The organism is Aeromonas sp. MdU4, from assembly GCF_041929505.1.
Lineage (GTDB): Bacteria > Pseudomonadota > Gammaproteobacteria > Enterobacterales > Aeromonadaceae > Aeromonas.
In genome coordinates this window covers 19,805-36,840 of record NZ_JBHFMW010000029.1, presented here as the reverse complement: position 1 = coordinate 36,840, position 17,036 = coordinate 19,805, and the positions used below count along the sequence as shown (strand labels likewise).

Annotated in this window: 16 protein-coding genes; 6 read left to right on the top strand and 10 right to left on the bottom strand. The window is 58.7% G+C overall.

The window, feature by feature from the left end; translation table 11 throughout:
* Positions 1 to 9 precede the first annotated feature (9 nt).
* From can to ftsY, 5 genes are all read right to left on the bottom strand, one after another.
* Positions 10 to 669: a carbonate dehydratase gene (can, locus tag ACE1BR_RS17350; RefSeq protein ID WP_033112576.1), complete on the bottom strand. Its 660-nt coding sequence runs from the start codon at positions 667 to 669 to the stop codon at positions 10 to 12.
* Positions 670 to 794: 125 nt separating this feature from the next.
* The gene (gene rpoH / locus ACE1BR_RS17345; protein WP_374872433.1) at positions 795 to 1,649 is read right to left on the bottom strand and encodes an RNA polymerase sigma factor RpoH; all 855 of its coding nucleotides are present in this window, start codon (positions 1,647 to 1,649) and stop codon (positions 795 to 797) included.
* 450 nt (positions 1,650 to 2,099) lie between these two features.
* Positions 2,100 to 3,053: a permease-like cell division protein FtsX gene (ftsX, locus tag ACE1BR_RS17340; RefSeq protein WP_374872431.1), complete on the bottom strand. Its 954-nt coding sequence runs from the start codon at positions 3,051 to 3,053 to the stop codon at positions 2,100 to 2,102.
* Entirely contained in the window at positions 3,053 to 3,721 is a 669-nt protein-coding gene (gene ftsE, locus ACE1BR_RS17335; protein ID WP_005339995.1) for a cell division ATP-binding protein FtsE, read from the bottom strand. Before ftsE ends, ftsX begins: the two co-directional genes overlap by 1 nt.
* A gap of 89 nt (positions 3,722 to 3,810) precedes the next feature.
* Entirely contained in the window at positions 3,811 to 5,763 is a 1,953-nt protein-coding gene (gene ftsY, locus ACE1BR_RS17330; RefSeq protein WP_374872429.1) for a signal recognition particle-docking protein FtsY, read from the bottom strand.
* A gap of 110 nt (positions 5,764 to 5,873) precedes the next feature.
* On the opposite strand from ftsY, the gene rsmD reads away from it, so the two are divergent.
* On the top strand, positions 5,874 to 6,503 hold the full coding sequence (gene rsmD / locus ACE1BR_RS17325) for a 16S rRNA (guanine(966)-N(2))-methyltransferase RsmD (RefSeq protein ID WP_374872427.1): 630 nt from the start codon (positions 5,874 to 5,876) through the stop codon (positions 6,501 to 6,503).
* Positions 6,487 to 6,798: a DUF1145 domain-containing protein gene (locus tag ACE1BR_RS17320; RefSeq protein ID WP_374872425.1), complete on the top strand. Its 312-nt coding sequence runs from the start codon at positions 6,487 to 6,489 to the stop codon at positions 6,796 to 6,798. Before rsmD ends, ACE1BR_RS17320 begins: the two co-directional genes overlap by 17 nt.
* 852 nt (positions 6,799 to 7,650) lie before the next feature.
* Here the strand turns inward: ACE1BR_RS17320 and ACE1BR_RS17315 are convergent.
* The 5 genes from ACE1BR_RS17315 to ACE1BR_RS17295 form a co-directional block, all read right to left on the bottom strand.
* The gene (locus ACE1BR_RS17315; RefSeq protein WP_374872423.1) at positions 7,651 to 8,637 is read right to left on the bottom strand and encodes a helix-turn-helix transcriptional regulator; all 987 of its coding nucleotides are present in this window, start codon (positions 8,635 to 8,637) and stop codon (positions 7,651 to 7,653) included.
* 292 nt (positions 8,638 to 8,929) lie between these two features.
* Entirely contained in the window at positions 8,930 to 9,316 is a 387-nt protein-coding gene (locus ACE1BR_RS17310; RefSeq protein WP_374872421.1) for a SirB2 family protein, read from the bottom strand.
* Positions 9,313 to 11,169: a monovalent cation:proton antiporter-2 (CPA2) family protein gene (locus tag ACE1BR_RS17305; protein WP_374872419.1), complete on the bottom strand. Its 1,857-nt coding sequence runs from the start codon at positions 11,167 to 11,169 to the stop codon at positions 9,313 to 9,315. The genes ACE1BR_RS17310 and ACE1BR_RS17305 overlap by 4 nt, the downstream gene beginning before the upstream one ends.
* Before the next feature lie 67 nt (positions 11,170 to 11,236).
* Positions 11,237 to 11,833 (bottom strand): NAD(P)H-dependent oxidoreductase, encoded by a 597-nt coding sequence (locus tag ACE1BR_RS17300; protein ID WP_068978326.1) that lies wholly within the window; start codon positions 11,831 to 11,833, stop codon positions 11,237 to 11,239.
* A gap of 101 nt (positions 11,834 to 11,934) precedes the next feature.
* Positions 11,935 to 12,777, bottom strand: a complete 843-nt coding sequence (locus ACE1BR_RS17295) for a LysR family transcriptional regulator (RefSeq protein ID WP_374872417.1) — start codon at positions 12,775 to 12,777, stop codon at positions 11,935 to 11,937.
* A 142-nt stretch (positions 12,778 to 12,919) separates the two neighbouring features.
* Here ACE1BR_RS17295 and ACE1BR_RS17290 point away from each other — a divergent pair, with 142 nt between their 5' ends.
* The 4 genes from ACE1BR_RS17290 to ACE1BR_RS17275 all read left to right on the top strand — a co-directional run bounded on the left by ACE1BR_RS17290 (position 12,920) and on the right by ACE1BR_RS17275 (position 16,920).
* Positions 12,920 to 13,642, top strand: coding sequence for an SDR family oxidoreductase (locus ACE1BR_RS17290; RefSeq protein WP_374872415.1), 723 nt, complete (start codon positions 12,920 to 12,922; stop codon positions 13,640 to 13,642).
* Positions 13,643 to 13,730: 88 nt separating this feature from the next.
* Positions 13,731 to 14,054 carry a hypothetical protein gene (locus tag ACE1BR_RS17285; RefSeq protein ID WP_005342845.1) on the top strand — a complete coding sequence of 108 codons (324 nt, stop codon included), beginning with the start codon at positions 13,731 to 13,733 and terminating at the stop codon, positions 14,052 to 14,054.
* Positions 14,055 to 14,100: 46 nt separating this feature from the next.
* Complete coding sequence (locus tag ACE1BR_RS17280; protein WP_374872413.1) at positions 14,101 to 14,532, top strand: DUF411 domain-containing protein; 432 nt, start codon at positions 14,101 to 14,103, stop codon at positions 14,530 to 14,532.
* 234 nt (positions 14,533 to 14,766) lie between these two features.
* Entirely contained in the window at positions 14,767 to 16,920 is a 2,154-nt protein-coding gene (locus ACE1BR_RS17275; protein WP_374872411.1) for a S9 family peptidase, read from the top strand.
* Positions 16,921 to 17,036: the final 116 nt, after the last annotated feature.

Sequence of the window (17,036 nt, the reverse complement as noted above, 5' to 3'; positions counted from 1 at the left end):
GGATGCTCCTTAGCGCCGACGGTGCGGCGGACGCATATCCGGCCAGGCGCGGTAGACATCGGGGATCTGATCCGGCCCGCTGATGCAGAGATCGAGATCGTGCAGCAGACCGTCCTTGATCCCGTAGATCCAGCCGTGAACGGCTAGCTCCTGCCCCTTGCGCCAGGCGTTCTGGATGATGGTGGTGTGACAGACGTTGGCCACCTGCTCGGCCACGTTCAGCTCGCACAGATAGTCGAAGCGCTCGTGCTCATCCTCGATGGCCTCCAGCTCTTCGCCATATTTGAAGTAGACATCCTTGATGTTGCGCAGCCAGTTGTCGATGAGCCCCAGCTCCTGATTCTGCATCGCCGCCTTGACCCCGCCGCAGCCATAGTGGCCGCAGACGATGATGTGCTTCACCTTGAGTACCTCGACCGCATATTGCAGTACGGAGAGGCAGTTGAAATCGGTGTGAACCACCAGATTGGCTACGTTGCGGTGAACGAAGACATCCCCCGGCAGCAGTCCCATCAGCTGGTTGGCGGGCACCCGGCTATCGGAGCAGCCGATCCAGAGGTATTCGGGAGCCTGCTGGGCAGAGAGGGTGGCAAAGAAGGCGGGATCTTCTGCTTTGATCCGCTCGGCCCACTCACGATTATTGGTAAACAGGTCCTTCAACAGTTTCACTTCTGCTCTCCATCATGTGGCTGTGGCGGCAACATAACATACCCAAGGGTTATCAGGGCAAGCCCCGATTACCGGCGGCAGAAACAAAAACAGGGCCATCAGGCCCTGTTTTCAGCGCGGAGGCATCAAGCCTCCATGGCATCTTTCAGCTTCTTGAGCGCGTTCTTCTCAAGCTGACGCACTCGCTCGGCAGAGACGCCGTAGGTATCGGCCAGCTCCTGCAGAGTGGTCTTGCTGTCATCGTCGAGCCAGCGGGCGCGGATGATGTGCTGGCTGCGCTCGTCGAGGGAAGAGAGCGCCGAGCTCAGACGACGGGTCGCATGATCGTCCCAGTTGTCATTCTCGATGGTCGTGGCCAGATCGGAGGATTTGTCCTCCAGATAGTGAACCGGTGCGAAACCACCCTCTTCTTCATCATCACCAACCAGATCGAATGCCTGATCGTAGTTGGCCATCCGAGCTTCCATTTCGGTCACGTCAGCAGTAGAGACGCCGAGATCGGCCGCCACGGCCTGAACCTCTTCGTGGTTCAGCCAGCCCAGACGCTTTTTGGATTTGCGCAGGTTGAAGAAGAGCTTGCGCTGGGCCTTGGTGGTCGCCACCTTGACCATGCGCCAGTTGCGCAGAACATATTCGTGGATTTCGGCCTTGATCCAGTGCACGGCGAAGGAGACCAGACGCACGCCGACCGTCGGGTCGAAGCGCTTGACCGCCTTCATCAGGCCGATGTTGCCTTCCTGTACCAAATCGGCCTGCGGCAGACCGTAACCGGCATAACTTTTAGCGACATGAACGACAAAGCGCAGGTGCGACATTACCAGCTGACGAGCAGCCTCGAGATCGCCATCCTGCTGCAAACGCTCAGCCAGTTCACGCTCTTCCTCTGCGCTCAGCACCGGAATAGAGTTTACTGCCTGGATATAGCCTTCCAGACTACCTTGCGGAATCAAAGCCATAGTGCGCTGCAATGAAGTTCCCATCTGTTACCTCTTTCTTTTCAATCGAATCAGTCTAACACCCAGAGAGGGTCTGTCTACTGACCGGATGCCATTCTGCGGCACGTATCAAATAACATGCCCAGTTTTAGACCGGGTTATCTTATGCCTGCAAGATGAATCATGAATGAACAGTCAAAAAAAGGGGGTCACAATGAAGGACCCCCGAAAAGTAGCATGCTAAGTCCATTGTTGCGGAGCTCGCAACCTTCACATGCTTGCCAAGTCTGACGAGCAAGGCAGAGGGGCCACACTCGTTAAAATGCTTCAGCTTAATAGACTGTTTATAAATCAGAAGGTTCAACGGATCCAGTAAAGATCCGGAAGATCAGTAATGTTCAGAATAACCTGACTAGGGTGGCCAAGCCAGAAGTGGCAACCCTTTTACTTGATCCGATTAGCAAAATCCAGCGATTTACTTTGATGATAAATCAATCAGGATGGTTCAATGTCGCGGATGTGGCGATGGACCGAGAACCAGGAGGCGATCAACCCCAGCAGAGCGCCCAGCAGGATCAGATTCACCCCATCCACCAGACCCATGCCAACCAGCTGGAAATTGCTGTTATACAAGCCTGCCAACTCTTTCACCACCCCCTCGCTCCAGATCACCATCACCTCGGTCAACCACCAGGCCAGCATGCCGCCGATCACCCCAAACCAGATGCCGGTATAGAGGAAGGGACGATGAATGAAGGAGTCGGTTGCTCCCACCAGCTTGAGCACTTCGATCTCGGAACGCTGATTGAGGATGTTGAGGCGCAGAGTATTGCCGACGATCAACAGCACGGCGGAGAGCAGCAACACCGCGATACCGGTAATGGTGTGGCGCAGCAGGTTCATGATCCCCTGCAACCGGGTCAACCACTGCAGATCCAGCTTGCCCTGCTCCACTCCATCCTCGTTGTTGAGCTTGCCGAGCAGCTCGGCGGCCCCTTCCGGGTTCTGCCAGCGCGGATCCGGGATGACGCTCAACACAGGCGGCAGCGGGTTGCTGTCCAGATAATCGAGGGCATCGCCGAAGCCGGAGATCTCGCGAAACTCCCGCAACGCATCGTCACGGCTCAGGTAGGTGACTGAATCCACCTCGGGATAGAGCAAGATCCGATGCTGCAAATCGAGAATGCTCTGCTCCGGCAGATCCTTGCGCAGATAGAGGGAGATCTGGGAACTGGTCTGCCAGCTCCCCTCCACCACTTCGGCATTTTTCAGCAGCACGTGGAAGCAGGAGGGTAGCGCCAGACTGACGCCAAGCACTGCCAGCGTCATCAGGGAGGCGAGCGGATTGCGCCACAGCTCCCCCAGACTGGCAAACGCCTGACGCACGTGGTCTAACCCGTACATCATCAAACGGCGCAACGGCGGTTGTTTATGACGAACGATAGCCATCAGAGCTCCTCCCCTGCCGAATACATGCGACCCGCCTTGAGGGTCAGGGTGCGATAACGCATGCGAGCGATCAGCCCCAGATCGTGGGTGGCAATCAGCACCGAAACCCCAAAATTGTTGAACTCCTGAAACAGCCGCATGATGTCCATGGAGAGTTGGGGATCCAGGTTACCGGTCGGCTCATCCGCCAGCAGCAGGGGGGGTTTGTTGACGATGGCGCGGGCAATACCGACCCGCTGCTGTTCACCACCGGAGAGCATGCGCGGCTGATAGCGCTCCTTGCCGAGCAGCCCCACCTTGTCGAGCGCCGCTGCCACCCGCTTGTTGATATCGGCGTGACTGTAGCCATCGATCACCAGCGGCAACGCCACGTTATCGAACACGGTGCGGTCCATCAGCAATCGGTGATCCTGAAAGATCATCCCGATCTGGCGGCGCACATAGGGGATCTGGCTGCGCTGGATATGGCTGACGTCGTCGCCATGAAAGAAGACGCGACCATCGGTCGGTCGCTCCATCACGCTGATCAGTTTGAGGAGGGTACTCTTGCCCGCCCCCGAGTGCCCGGTCAGAAAGGCCATCTCTCCCTTGCGCAGGTGAAAGCTGACCTTCTGCAGCGCCTGATGACCGCCGCTATATACCTTGCTGACCTTGTCAAAACGAATCATAACGGTTCCCTGAAATTGACAAACCCCGACCGGAGTCGGGGTGTGGAACACTTACTCATCACGGCTGAGCTGACTCATCGCGGCCGGACTTATTCATCGCGGCTGAAGAGCGCCTCGATAAAATCGTTGGCAACAAAGGGACGCAGATCGTCGATCCCCTCGCCAACCCCGATGTAGCGGATCGGGATCTGGAACTTGTCAGCTACCGCGAAGATGACGCCACCCTTGGCAGTACCATCCAGCTTGGTGAGGGTGATACCGGTCAGGCCGACCGCCTCGCTGAACAGCTTTGCCTGGCTCAGGGCGTTCTGGCCGGTACCCGCATCCAGGGTCAGCATGACCTCGTGAGGCGCTTCCTCATCCAGCTTCTTCATCACCCGCACCACTTTCTTGAGCTCTTCCATCAGGTTGCTCTTGTTCTGCAGGCGACCGGCGGTATCGGCGATCAGTACATCGGCGCCGCGGGAACGGGCAGCCTCAATGGCGTCATAAATCACGGAAGCGGAGTCGGCACCGGTATGCTGGGCGATCACCGGAATATTGTTGCGCTGACCCCAAACCTGCAACTGCTCGACCGCAGCGGCACGGAAAGTATCACCCGCCGCCAGCATCACGCTCTTGCCTTCTGCCTGGAACTGCTTGGCCATCTTGCCGATGGTGGTGGTCTTGCCAACGCCGTTCACGCCGACCATCAGGATCACGTAAGGTTTCTTGTTGGTGTCGATCACCAGCGGCTGCTCGACCTTGGCCAGCATCTCTCCCATATCCTGTTTGAGCAGGCCGTAGAGCGCCTCGGCGTCCTTGAGCTGCTTGCGATCCGCATGCTGCACCAGCCCCTCGATGATGCGGGTGGTTGTGTCGACGCCGAGATCGGCGGTCAGCAGCTGGGTCTCCAGCTCTTCAAACAGCTCATCGTCAATCTTCTTGCCACGGAACAGACCGAAGAAACCGGAGCCGATATTCTCCTTGGTGCGCACCAGACTACGCTTGAGACGGGCAAAGAAGCCCTCCCGCTGCGGTTTGTCCTGGGTGTCATCGTCTACCTTGGCAGCCAATGGCAGGGCAGCCAACGCGGCGGCCTCAGCCTCCATTGCGGCAACCAGGCGCAGATCTTCCGCTCGCTGAGCCTCTTTGGCGATACGGGCTTCTTCCGCAGCCTGAGCGTCGGCAGCAATGCGAGCCTCTTCCGCGGCGCGGGCTTCGGCAGCGATACGGGCCTCTTCCGCAGCGCGGGCTTCGGCGGCAATACGCGCCTCTTCCGCAGCACGGGTTTCAGCAGCAATACGAGCCTCTTCCATAGCGCGGGCTTCGGCGGCGATACGAGCCTCTTCCATAGCGCGGGCTTCGGCGGCAATACGAGCCTCTTCCGCAGCGCGAGCTTCGGCGGCAATACGAGCCTCTTCCGCAGCGCGAGCTTCAGCGGAAATGCGAGCCTCTTCCACAGCGCGAGCTTCAGCGGCAATGCGAGCCTCTTCCACAGCGCGAGCTTCAGCAGCAATACGAGCCTCTTCCATAGCGCGGGCTTCGGCAGCGATACGAGCCTCTTCCATAGCGCGGGCTTCGGCGGCGATACGAGCCTCTTCCGCAGCGCGGACTTCGGCAGCAATGCGAGCCTCTTCGGCGGCGCGGGCCTCGGCAGCGATACGAGCCTCTTCGGCGGCTTTAACCTCGGAGGCAACACGGGCAGCTTCGGCAGCTTGCGCCTCTGCGGCGGCACGCTCCTCTTCTGCCATCAGGGATTCGTTGACGATCACCGGCTCCAGATCGGAGGCGCACTCCTCCACCACCAGCGGACCTCGGTCGTCCAGCTCGGTTGGCGGGCAGCAATCGTCGTGCAAAACGGGATTCTGTGCGCTGGTGGGCACTTCGGGTGCAACAGTCGGCGTACTATCGGAAACAGTTGTTTCGGAAACAGGAGCGGGGGTAGCAGCGACCTCAGGCTCAACGGTAATCGGGGTGGCTTGCGGTGTCTGTGGTTGGACAGCCTCAGCCTCTTCTTTCTTGCGGCCGAAACCCAGCCAGGAAAACAAACCTTTTGCCATCTAAAAATACTCACATCAAAGGCTGACTGCTAAGATAGCCGTCCCTTGGCGGGTCGGCATAAAAATGAACCGCCTTATACTACCACTTTATTTTCTGACGATGAAACGCGATGCCCAGAGTGAAATCCAGCCGTAGCAACCCGAGCAAGAGTCCCGCCCCGCAAGGAAAATCGGGCTTTGTAAGAATCATCAGCGGCCAGTGGCGAGGCCGCAAATTGCCGGTCAAGGATGTGGAAGGGCTCAGACCCACCACGGATCGCGTCAAGGAGACCATCTTCAACTGGCTGGCGCCCCACATCCGTGGCACCCGTTGCCTGGACCTGTTTGCCGGCAGCGGCGGCCTGGGACTGGAGGCGCTGTCACGCTATGCCGAGCAGGTCACCCTGATCGAGATGGACAAAGGGGCCGCTGACCAGATCAAAAAGAATCTGGCCGCCCTCGGCAGCAGCCAGGGTCAGGTGATCCAGTCTGATGCGGTGAGCTGGCTGCAAGGCCCAGCTACCCCCTTCGATCTGGTGTTCCTTGATCCACCGTTTCGCCGGGAACTGCTGCCGCAAGTTTGCGAACTGCTGGAGCAGCGCGGCTGGCTGGCAGCGGATGCCTTGATCTATCTGGAACGGGAAAAAGAGATGGCTGATCTGGCGCTACCTGCCAGCTGGCAGTTACTCAAGGACAAACAAGCAGGTCAGGTCTGCTATCAACTCTATCTGCGGGAGGTAAACAATGAAGCGGATCTTTAATCTGCTGGCGATGGGACTGGTACTGTTCTTCTGGTTTGGCGTGCTGGTAAGCCTGATTGCCCCTCTGCCGGGCAAACTCAATGGCTTTCTGCCGGTCTGTGGCGTGATCGTTGCGCTACTGCACTGGCTGCAGGCCAGCATGATCAAGGCCGCCTGCAAACGCTACTTTACCGTTAGCAAGGCCGAGTTTGTCACTGTGCTGATCTTTGGCGTGTTTGGCATGGTCGACATTCGCCGCCGCCTGCAAGAGATTGTTAGCTCGGCGCAGCGCCCCGGCAACGCTGATCAGCCATAAAAGAAAAGGGGACGGTGTTAACCGTCCCCTAGAGTCGTGTCGTCCTGTCCATAGAACTGCAATGCTCCCTGCAATCCCTGACTTTATCCTAATCCTTTGGAATATCCCCTTTCCAATCCATTGGCGTGTCCTGCGGCACTCCTGGCCTGGCAATTCATCCTGAACTGCTTCACTGTCTCCATCCTGGAGGTGTCCATTACCACGTCCTGTGGGGTTCCTTGCGTCTTCCTGACAGATAACCATCCGGGTTATCTCACTTCATCCTGAAGTATCCATCTCGCATCCGGCGAGGTCCTGTTCATCCTGAAGAACGAGGTTCCGTTCGTTCTGCTCTCATCCTGAGAGAGTCCTGCCGCATCCCGCGGTGTTCCTTTATTCATCCATGACGACAGTCATCCAGACTATCGAACTCATCCTGAGGTGTCCCTGCCTGCATCCTGCAGACTATTCCATCTTTATGCGCTGCTCTGCATCCTGCGGAATCAGCTCCGTCCTTGTGAGACCCATACTAAGGAAATGCATACTTCGAGCAAGTGCCATCCGATGAGAAAGATCCGAGACCGCTCCCATCTCAAAAAGAAAACTTAAAAACTAACCAATAAAAATCAATTAGTTATTTAGTTTCACTGGAAAGCTCGATCATTCTGGCATGGCTTCACGTACGGCTTAAAGCGCCAGCCTCTCACAGTGGCTATGGCAGATCTCTTACACCGGTTCAGCCCCCCCAAATTTGGCAGGAAAACGGTTCAATCCTGTCGTGAAAGCTTAAAAATGAGTTGAATAGATATGCTCAAAAAAACAGCAAAAAAAGAGCCGAGACCAGGCTCGACTCTTGAGCATTCCCGTTTTAAATCAGCTCACCCGATTAGTCGGGTTGAGGTAGGCCTTGCGTAACGACTCGGGGGCCAGCACCTCCAAGTCACCACTGATGTTGTTCAGCCAACTGCGAAACTCGGGGGTATCCTGCACTTCCGTCTCAACCACCACGCTGCGCTTGTCGTAGCGAGTCATGCGTGGATTGTTGCCCGGGATCTGGTTATCCACCAGCGACGGGCTGTTGGCATCGATGCGGCCGACGAAGCGGATCGGGCCGCTTACATCCTGATAGCCCTGATCGCGGATCAGCTTCTGGACATTGAAATCCTTCGGCTGGGTGGCGCTGAAGTTGGTCAGCTCCACGCTCTTGATATGGTCGAACGGAATGCCGTAAACCTTGGGATCCAGTTCGGAGAGGGTGCAGAGCAGGATGGGCCCATCCGGCTGATTGAGGATACCGAGCGGGTTGATACGGTCATAACAGAGCCACACGGTGCGCTCTTTAATCACACGCTGGATTTCGGCGCTGAATTTACGGCCACGCCAGAGGGCGTCGCGGATCAGGGTGCTGCGGCGGATCTCCGGGTTACCGGCAAACGGGCGCGGCGACTGGTGCACACTCTCCAGCCAGCGCTCGGCCAGTTCACTCTGGCTGTCGCGGATCACCTGGCTTGCCTTGTCGACCAGCGGGTTCAATTCAGTCAGCACACTCGCCGGCAACAGTTGGCTCGCCTGATCACTCCAGGTTTTCAGGGCCACCGCCAGCGACAGCGGCATGATATTGGCAAAATCGTTGAGGCCGTGGCGCTCGAAGCACCAGCCATGGGGTTTGCTGCGTTCATCCGAGGTGAGGTCGAACAGGCCCATGCCAGACATCTCCTCCAGGTCCCGTTGCACGGTACGCAGACTGACGTGGATACCTTCCTCTTCCAGTTTTACCTGGAGTTGGCTGGCGGTCAGCTTGTAAGGGCGGTGCGGGATGCAACGCGCCAAGGTCAGTTGTCGTAACAGCTTCTTACTCATGGTGCATGCCTTCACTGGTTTAGCGTTGACAGTATGCTAGTCGTGACCTGCGACAGTCTATGTCGCAAGTTTTGCTGCGACAACTGTCGCCATTTTCATACAAAAGGAGGTATGCAGTTGATTTAAAAGAATAAATGCAAAAAGAAAGGTGTCAATAAGGGCTTGAATTAGCAGAAAGGGCATCAAATTAAAGTTCTATAGTCACATCCACGGCCAGATATAAACTCCAAAAAATAAAAACAAAGTAGATTATTATTTTGAAATAAGGGGAGACCTTCCTCCCCCCTCTCATTTACATCAGCCACGACCAGGCAGACTTGGTGATCGCCGCACCGACCATGTATCCGAACACTGCCAGCGCCGCCACACCGGCCACCAGCTTCTGACCGCGGGCTGGGCGTTTGAGCGCCATGACACCCAGACCGATATAGAGCACCAGTGCAATCAGCTTGGCCATCAGCCAGGGTTGTTGGCCGGGGCTCAGCTGCAAGGTCACCGCCAGCAGCACACCAAACAGCAGCAGGAAGGTGTCGTTGATATGCGGCAGGATCTTTAGCCACTTCTGCTGCAACCGCGCGCTGCCAGCCAGCGCCAGACTCCAGCGATAGATAAACAGCAGCAGACTGACCAGCGCCAGCGTCATATGCAGGTGTTTGAACATGGGGTAATAGGCAATCATCTTGCTTCCTTGTCGTCGTCGGGTAACCCGCTGTTCCAGTTGTGGGCATGGATACGCTCCTGCCCCTCCTCGTCGTCTTGCAACAGATCGGAGAGGATCTCCCGGTATTGCAGGCTCTTGTTGATATAAGTGTGTTCGTCGTCCAGATAATTGACCTGCTCGCGCAACAGCCAGTTATCGTGCTGCTTGAAGGTCTGTCCCGCCCGCCAGGCCTGGTTGGCCCGAAAACCGAGCTGGGTCAGGGCTTCCACCCCCAGATCGACCGCCGAGCCCAGGGTTTCGCGGTGTACGCTCTCGACCCCGTGCCGCAGGATCTCGTGGGCATGGGGCCGATCCAGCGCCCGCGCCAGGATCTTCAGGTGCGGGAAGTGCTTCTGCACCATCTCGATCACCGCCAGCGAAGTGGCGGGATCGTTGATGGAGAGCACCAGCAATTTAGCCTTGTGCGCACCGGCGGCATGGAGCAGGTCGAGCCGGCTGGCATCGCCATAGAACACCTGATAACCATACTTGCGCAGCGTTTCTATCTGGCTGGCATCCTGCTCGAGGATGGTGGTGCCGATACCGTGACCGTGCAACAAGCGCCCCACGATCTGACCAAAACGGCCGAAGCCCGCGATGATCACCGGATGCTCCACCAGCTCCGGTTGCTCATGCTGCGGCGCGTCGCTCTGGTTACGGTAATCGAACCAGGGCTGGATCACCCGATCGTTGAGGATCAGCAGCAGCGGGGTCAACGCCATGGAGAGCGCCACCACCAGCGTCAACAGCGAAATGGTCTCACCGGGCAGCACCCGGTTCTGGGCGGCAAACGAGAAGAGCACGAAGGCAAACTCGCCCCCTTGCGCCAACGCCAGCCCGAAGGTCCAGCGTTGGCTCGGCGAGATGCGGATGGCAAAGCCGAGCGCCATCAGCACCAGCCATTTGAGCGTCATCAGGCCAACCACCAGGGTAGGTATGAGGAAGGGATGCTCGGCAAACAGGCCAAAATCGATCCCCGCCCCCACCGACATAAAGAACAGGCCAAGCAGCAAGCCCTTGAACGGCTCTATATCCGCCTCCAGCTCGTGGCGATATTCGCTGTCGGCCAGCACCACCCCGGCGAGGAAGGAGCCGAGTGCAGGCGAGAGTCCCACCGACTCCATCAGTACCGCGATGGCGATCACCAGCAGCAGGGCGGCGGCGACGAAGATCTCCCGCATGTGGGACTGGGCGATGGCGCGAAACACCGGCCGCATCAGGTAGTGACCACCCAGCACTATGCCTGAGATTGCCGCGACCACCAGCAGACCATGCTGCCAACCCGCCAGTTCGGAACCGCCATTGCTGGCGACCGGCGCGATAGCCAGCAGCGGCAGCAGCGCCAGAATTGGAATGACGGCGATGTCCTGAAACAACAGCACCGCAAAGGCGGAGCGACCGCTCTCGCTCTGCATCAGCTTGCGCTCCTGCAGGCTTTGCAACACGATGGCTGTGGAGGAGAGCGCCAGGATCAAGCCAATGGCCAGCCCCTGTTGCAACGGCAGACCAATAAGGTGCGCCACGCCGGTCAGAGCTGCCGTGGTGAGCAGCACCTGCAGGCCGCCAGTGCCGAGGATCGGCCCCTTCAGCTGCCACAAGAGGGCCGGACGCAATTCAAGACCGACCAGAAACAGCATCAGCACTACGCCAAACTCGGCGAAGTGCATCACATCCTTCTGTTCGCCCACCAGCCCCAGCAGGAAGGGGCCTATGATGATCCCCGCCAGCAGATAGCCGAGCACCGAGCCTAGCCCCCAGCGTTTGGCGAGTGGCACCGCGATGACGGCGGCGGAGAGATAGATAAAAGCATCAAACAGGATCCCGTGGCCCATCACTCTGCCCTCCGTGTGAACATCTGGTCCGGCTCATGAACTCGGCCAACAAGCTGCCCGTGTGTCATCAGAGCACCTCCAGCAAGTCGCGTAGATAAGGACGCCCGGCCAACTGCTCAGGGGTCAACTGATCGTCACGCAGGGCGCAGAGCAGCTGGCGATAATCCTGACCGCAGCGGCGCAGGGCGGCAGGGTCCTTGATCTTGTGAAAGGAGTGCAGCACGAAAGGGGGCAGCCAGTTCATACCGCACAAGGTGGCCGCCTGCTGAAATGGCAGCAGAAAGTCGAGCAGCGGTCGGCTGTTGTACCCCTCGCTGCAGTAGGACTCCGGCGCCCCGCCAGTGGTGATGGCGCTCAACCACTGCTTGCCCTTGAGGGCGTGGGCTTCGGGGCCGTAGGCATAGCCATACTCCAGCACCAGATCCATCCACTCCTTCATGATGGCCGGGCATGAGTACCAGTAAAACGGGTGCTGAAAGACGATGATGTCGTGCTCCGACAGCAGCGCCTGCTCCCGCTTCACATCGATGAACATGTCGGGATAGTGCTGGTAGAGGTCGTGAACCGTGACCCCCTCCAGCCCCTCAATCGCCTGCAACAGCTGCTTGTTGGCCCGCGAGCTCTGCAGAGCGGGATGGGAAAAAATAACCAGAATGCGTTTCATGACCACATCACCCGAACAAAGCCTTGCGGTGCAAGGCGCGGTAAACAGAAAGGGGGTGTCTAGGGAGCTGCATCGTAAAGGTGCACCGGAAAGCGACCTTATCAGGAAGCGCCATAACCTGCCAACTCGGGGATCAGCTCCCGCAGCGCCGGATTGAGGGTCTGGTGGGCGGGATAGCAGAGGCCGATCCGGCGAAACATCCGCGGCCCGCTCACCGGCAAGGTACAGAGCCCCGCCTCATCCTCGACCAGCCCGTCCGGCAAAAAACTGATGCCAACCCCCGCCAGCACCAGCGCCATCACCAACCCCTTGCTCTCGGCCTTGGCCACCAGATTGAGGGTGAGCCGGTCACAGGCCAGCAGACCTATGGTCTGTTGATGGGCTTCACAAGGTGGGCACTCAATAAAATCATAATGTTGCAGCTCGGCCAACTCGATCCTCTCGCGACTGGCCAGGGGATGGTCGACCGGCACGCAGAGCACGTAATCCTCCTCCCACAACGGCAAGAAGATTTCGTCCTCCCGACGCAGGGCATCGAGCGTCAAGCGGCAGTCGGCGGGCGTGGTGTAGTCGGAGAGGGTGAGATCCAGCTGCGGCAACACGCGCTGTACTTGCTGCAGCAGCTCGGCCACCCGGCGGCGACTCAAGTCCGGCATGATGGCCATATTGAGCCGCGCACGCGTCGCTTTCTGGCGAAACAGCTCCGGCAGCCGGCGCGCCTCCTCCACCAGCTTGACCGCATGGGGATAGAGATAGTGGGCCGGATCTTTCGCCACCACTCCCTTCTTGCCCCGGATAAACAGGCTGTCACCGAGCGCCTCTTCCAGCTGGCGCAGCCCCGCCGAGAGGGAGGGCTGGCTGACGTGGCAGCGCTCGGCCGCCGCCGTGATGTTCTTCTCTTCATAGATGGCGATGAAGAAACGCAGCAATCTCAAGTCCAGCATAACCCAACCATAGTTTTTTCAGATGATAACCAGCGGAAAACAATATTTATCACTTATAGATGCAGTGACTATAGTGATTGGGTTCCGTGCTGGCCAGCCACCTGTTTGCTCAAACCGACTCTTGAATCAGAAGGAAAGACCCATGTCCAAATCTCTCGTCGTGATCACCGGCGCCTCCGCCGGGATCGGTGCCGCCATCGCCCGTGCCTTCTCTGCCGCCGGTCATCCGCTGCTGCTGTTGGCCCGCCGGGTCGAGCCGATGCAGGCACTGAACCTGCCCGATACCCTCTGCATCGGGGTCGATGTGACCGACACCGCCGCCATGAAGGCAGCCGTCCAGCAAGCGGAAACTCAATTCGGCCCGGTGGGCTGCATGGTCAACAACGCCGGCGTCATGCTGCTGGGTCAGGCTGACGTGCAGGATCCGGCCGAGTGGCAGCAGATGCTCAACATCAACGTGATGGGGGTGCTGAACGGCGTCCACGCGGTGCTGGCCGGGATGAAGGAGCGCCACAGCGGCACCATCATCAACATCAGCTCCATCGCCGGTCGCAAGACCTTCCCGAACCATGCCGCCTACTGCGCCACCAAGTTCGCCGTCCACGCCCTGACCGAGAACATCCGCGAAGAGGTGGCCGATGTCGGCGTGCGGATGGTGACCATAGCTCCGGGCGCAGTCGAGACCGAGCTGCTCAGCCACACCACTGACGAGAACATCAAGGCCGGTTACCACGACTGGAAAGATCAGATGGGCGGCGTCATCGCGCCGGAAGTGATCGCCGACGCGGTGCTCTACGCCTGGAACCAGCCTGCCAACGTCTGCGTGCGCGAGATCGTGCTGGCGGCCACCCGTCAGCAACCTTGAATCCAGCTGACTGACACCATGGGGAGGGCTTGACCCTCCCCCGGGGCACAGGGTTACCATGTGCCCCTTGTTATTTTCGAGTCATTCCATGGTTCTCACCCGTCGCCAACTCGCTCACGCCCGTCGCTGGCTCCCCTTGTGGAGTCTGGTGCTGGTGTTGATGTCGTTTGGCAGCCGGGCCGCAACCGACCTCTGTACCCTGACTACCCACTGCAGCCAGAGCGAGCGCACCCTGGAAAAAGCGATGCCCTGCGGCAGCTTTACCACCGCCCTCTCGATGACACTGGTAGGCAGCGACAGCCTGACGGTCGCCGTACTGGAACCGGATACCCCCGACTTCGCCTCCCCCTCTCTCTTTATGCCGGACGCCCCGTGCGAGCGGCTCGAACGTCCCCCACGCACCCAGATCTGAAACGCATCCCGTATCGGGCATCTTTTCTTTCAATCTGAGGTGAGTGATGTACAAACCCCTGTTACTGGCCATGTTGGCCGGTACCATCAGCTTTTCGGCCCTCGCGGCCGAGAAGATGACCGTCTACAAATCCAAATATTGTGGCTGCTGCCAAAGCTGGAACGAGCACATGGAGCAGAATGGCTTCGAACTGGAGGTCATCGAGACCGAACAGCTCGGCGCGGTGAAGCAGCAATACGGTATCGCGCCGGAACTGGCCTCTTGCCATACCGGCATCGTAAATGGCTATGTGATCGAGGGGCATGTACCGGCCGCCGATGTGCAGAAGCTGCTCAGGGAAAAACCGGCGATCCGTGGCCTGACCATTCCGGGCATGCCCCAGAGTGCGCCGGGCATGGATATTCCGGGCCATCCCTATGAGGTACTGAGTATCAGCAACGAGGGCGCGACCAACCGTTGGTCGAGCTACCCCGGCTGACGAAAACTGGTCATGAGAGGGCACTCCCATATCATGTGAGGCACACCTGAGCGGACTCTTGCCGCTCATGGCCAGAAAGAGGGCCGCTATCGCGAGATAGCGGCTTTTTTTGATTACATTTCCTGCAATAACAAGGGATTGCTTGCAACCACCGGCAACAAGGGGCAGATTTAACGCCAATTCATGGAGCCGATGCTCAGGTCTACCAACCCTTTCCAGCGCCAAGGATGCGACATGTTTACCTTTTCCCGAGGAGTTCTGCTGCTAGCCTTTCTGACAGTTCTCCCCCCCACTTATGCCAATGAAGAGCCCGCCATGCTGACAAGCGAACATCCAATCCAGCCGCCCGTGGCCGCCAAACATCCCCGCACCCTGAAAAAACACGGGGATACCCGCATCGACAACTACTACTGGCTGCGCGACGACCAGCGTCAGGCGCCGGAAGTATTGCAATACCTCGAGGCCGAAAACGCCTACACCGAAGCCATGCTCAAGCCGACCCAGCCACTGCGCGAACAGCTCTACAAGGAGATGGTCGCCCGCATCCCCCAGCAGGATGAGTCGGTACCCTATGTGAAGAATGGCTACCGCTACCAGACCCGCTATGAGCCGGGCAAGGAGTACGGTATCTACTCCCGCACCAAACTCGGCGAAGAGCAGGCGAACCTGCTGCTCGACAGCAACCAGCGGGCTGAAGGGCACGAGTTCTATGCCCTCGGCGCCCTTGAGGTAAGCCGCAACAACCGCTGGCTGGCGGTAGCGGAAGATTTCCTCTCCCGCCGTCAGTACCAGATCCAGTTCCTCGATCTGGAGAGCGGCCAGTGGGCCACCGACACGCTGGAAAACACCTCCGGCAATCTGGTGTGGGCCAACGACAACAAAACCGTCTTCTATGTGCGCAAGCACCCGCAGACCCTGCTGCCCTATCAGGTCTATCGCCACACGCTCGGGACGGATCCTGCCAAGGATCAGCTGGTCTACGAGGAGAAAGATGACTCTTTCTACGTCAGCCTCTACGCCACCACCTCGGAAGACTTCATCGTCATCGCGCTCTCCAGCACCACCACCGGCGAAGCGCGACTGATCGATGCCAATGTGCCGAGCCAGTCGCCACGGCTGTTCCTGCCCCGCCAGGTGGATCACGAATACAGCCTGGATCATTACCGCGGTCGCTTCTATGTGCGATCCAACAAGGATGGCAAGAACTTCGGCCTCTATGAAACCAAAGAGAGTCCTCTCGATCGCTGGAAACCGGTGATCGCCCCCAATCCGGACGTGCTGCTGGAAAACTATGCCCTGTTCAAGGATTGGCTGGTGCTGGAGGAGCGCAGCAAGGGGCTGACCCGACTGCGCCAGATCAACTGGCAAAGCGGCGACGAGAAGGAGATCGCCTTCGACGATCCCGCCTATGTCACCTGGCTCGCCTACAATCCGGAGCCAGATACCAGCGCCCTGCGCTATGGCTACTCCTCCATGACCACCCCCGCATCCACCTATGAGCTGGATATGGCGACCGGCAAGCGCACCCTGCTCAAGCAGCAGCCGGTGGCGGGCTTCAAGGCTGATCAATATGCCAGCGAGCGACTCTGGGTCACCGCCCGCGACGGGGTAGCGGTACCGGTGTCACTGGTCTATCGCAAGGACAAGTTCAAGCAAGATCACGCAGATGCGCCCAAGAATCCGCTGCTGGTCTATGGCTACGGCTCCTACGGCGCCAGCATGGATCCCGACTTCAGCAGCTCGCGCCTGAGCCTGCTCGATCGCGGCTTCGTCTACGCCATCGCCCATATCCGTGGTGGCGAAGAGCTGGGTCGCCCCTGGTACGAAGATGGCAAGCTGCTGAAAAAGCAGAACACCTTCAATGACTTCATCGATGTCACCGAAGCGCTGGTCACTCAGGGTTATGGCGCCAAAGATCAGGTCTACGCCATGGGCGGCAGCGCCGGGGGCCTGCTGATGGGGGCCGTCATCAACCAGGCGCCGCAGCTCTATCGCGGCGTGGTGGCTCAAGTCCCGTTCGTCGATGTAGTCACCACCATGCTGGACGAGTCGATCCCCCTCACTACCGGGGAGTATGACGAGTGGGGCAACCCGAACCAGAAGCGCTACTACGACTACATGAAGAGCTACAGCCCCTACGATCAGGTCAAGGCCCAGGCCTACCCCAACCTGCTGGTCACCACCGGGCTGCACGACTCGCAAGTGCAGTATTGGGAACCCGCCAAGTGGGTTGCCAAGCTGCGCGAACTGAAGACGGATGATAACAAGTTGTTACTCAATACCGACATGGACGCCGGTCACGGCGGCAAGTCGGGCCGCTTCAAAGCCTACGAGGATATCGCGCTGGAATACGCTTTTATCCTGGATCTGGTCACGCCAACCCACTGATATTCCATGACGCCAGCCCTTGCCATGCAAGGGCTGCAAAAGAACCCCACCCTCCTCTCCCGGTCATCCGCGACAAATTAATCCCCGATCTGAAAATTAATGATCAACATCAAACT

Coding starts and splice junctions, on each gene's coding strand:
- ACE1BR_RS17290 (WP_374872415.1), top strand. CDS start 12,920: ATGTCCAAATCTCTCGTCGTGATCACCGGCGCCTCCGCCGGGATCGGT.
- ACE1BR_RS17275 (WP_374872411.1), top strand. CDS start 14,767: ATGTTTACCTTTTCCCGAGGAGTTCTGCTGCTAGCCTTTCTGACAGTT.
- ACE1BR_RS17300 (WP_068978326.1), bottom strand. CDS start 11,833: ATGAAACGCATTCTGGTTATTTTTTCCCATCCCGCTCTGCAGAGCTCG.
- ftsX (WP_374872431.1), bottom strand. CDS start 3,053: ATGGCTATCGTTCGTCATAAACAACCGCCGTTGCGCCGTTTGATGATG.
- ACE1BR_RS17305 (WP_374872419.1), bottom strand. CDS start 11,169: ATGGGCCACGGGATCCTGTTTGATGCTTTTATCTATCTCTCCGCCGCC.
- ACE1BR_RS17280 (WP_374872413.1), top strand. CDS start 14,101: ATGTACAAACCCCTGTTACTGGCCATGTTGGCCGGTACCATCAGCTTT.
- ACE1BR_RS17310 (WP_374872421.1), bottom strand. CDS start 9,316: ATGATTGCCTATTACCCCATGTTCAAACACCTGCATATGACGCTGGCG.
- ACE1BR_RS17295 (WP_374872417.1), bottom strand. CDS start 12,777: ATGCTGGACTTGAGATTGCTGCGTTTCTTCATCGCCATCTATGAAGAG.
- ACE1BR_RS17285 (WP_005342845.1), top strand. CDS start 13,731: ATGGTTCTCACCCGTCGCCAACTCGCTCACGCCCGTCGCTGGCTCCCC.
- rpoH (WP_374872433.1), bottom strand. CDS start 1,649: ATGGGAACTTCATTGCAGCGCACTATGGCTTTGATTCCGCAAGGTAGT.
- ftsE (WP_005339995.1), bottom strand. CDS start 3,721: ATGATTCGTTTTGACAAGGTCAGCAAGGTATATAGCGGCGGTCATCAG.
- rsmD (WP_374872427.1), top strand. CDS start 5,874: ATGCCCAGAGTGAAATCCAGCCGTAGCAACCCGAGCAAGAGTCCCGCC.
- ftsY (WP_374872429.1), bottom strand. CDS start 5,763: ATGGCAAAAGGTTTGTTTTCCTGGCTGGGTTTCGGCCGCAAGAAAGAA.
- ACE1BR_RS17315 (WP_374872423.1), bottom strand. CDS start 8,637: ATGAGTAAGAAGCTGTTACGACAACTGACCTTGGCGCGTTGCATCCCG.
- ACE1BR_RS17320 (WP_374872425.1), top strand. CDS start 6,487: ATGAAGCGGATCTTTAATCTGCTGGCGATGGGACTGGTACTGTTCTTC.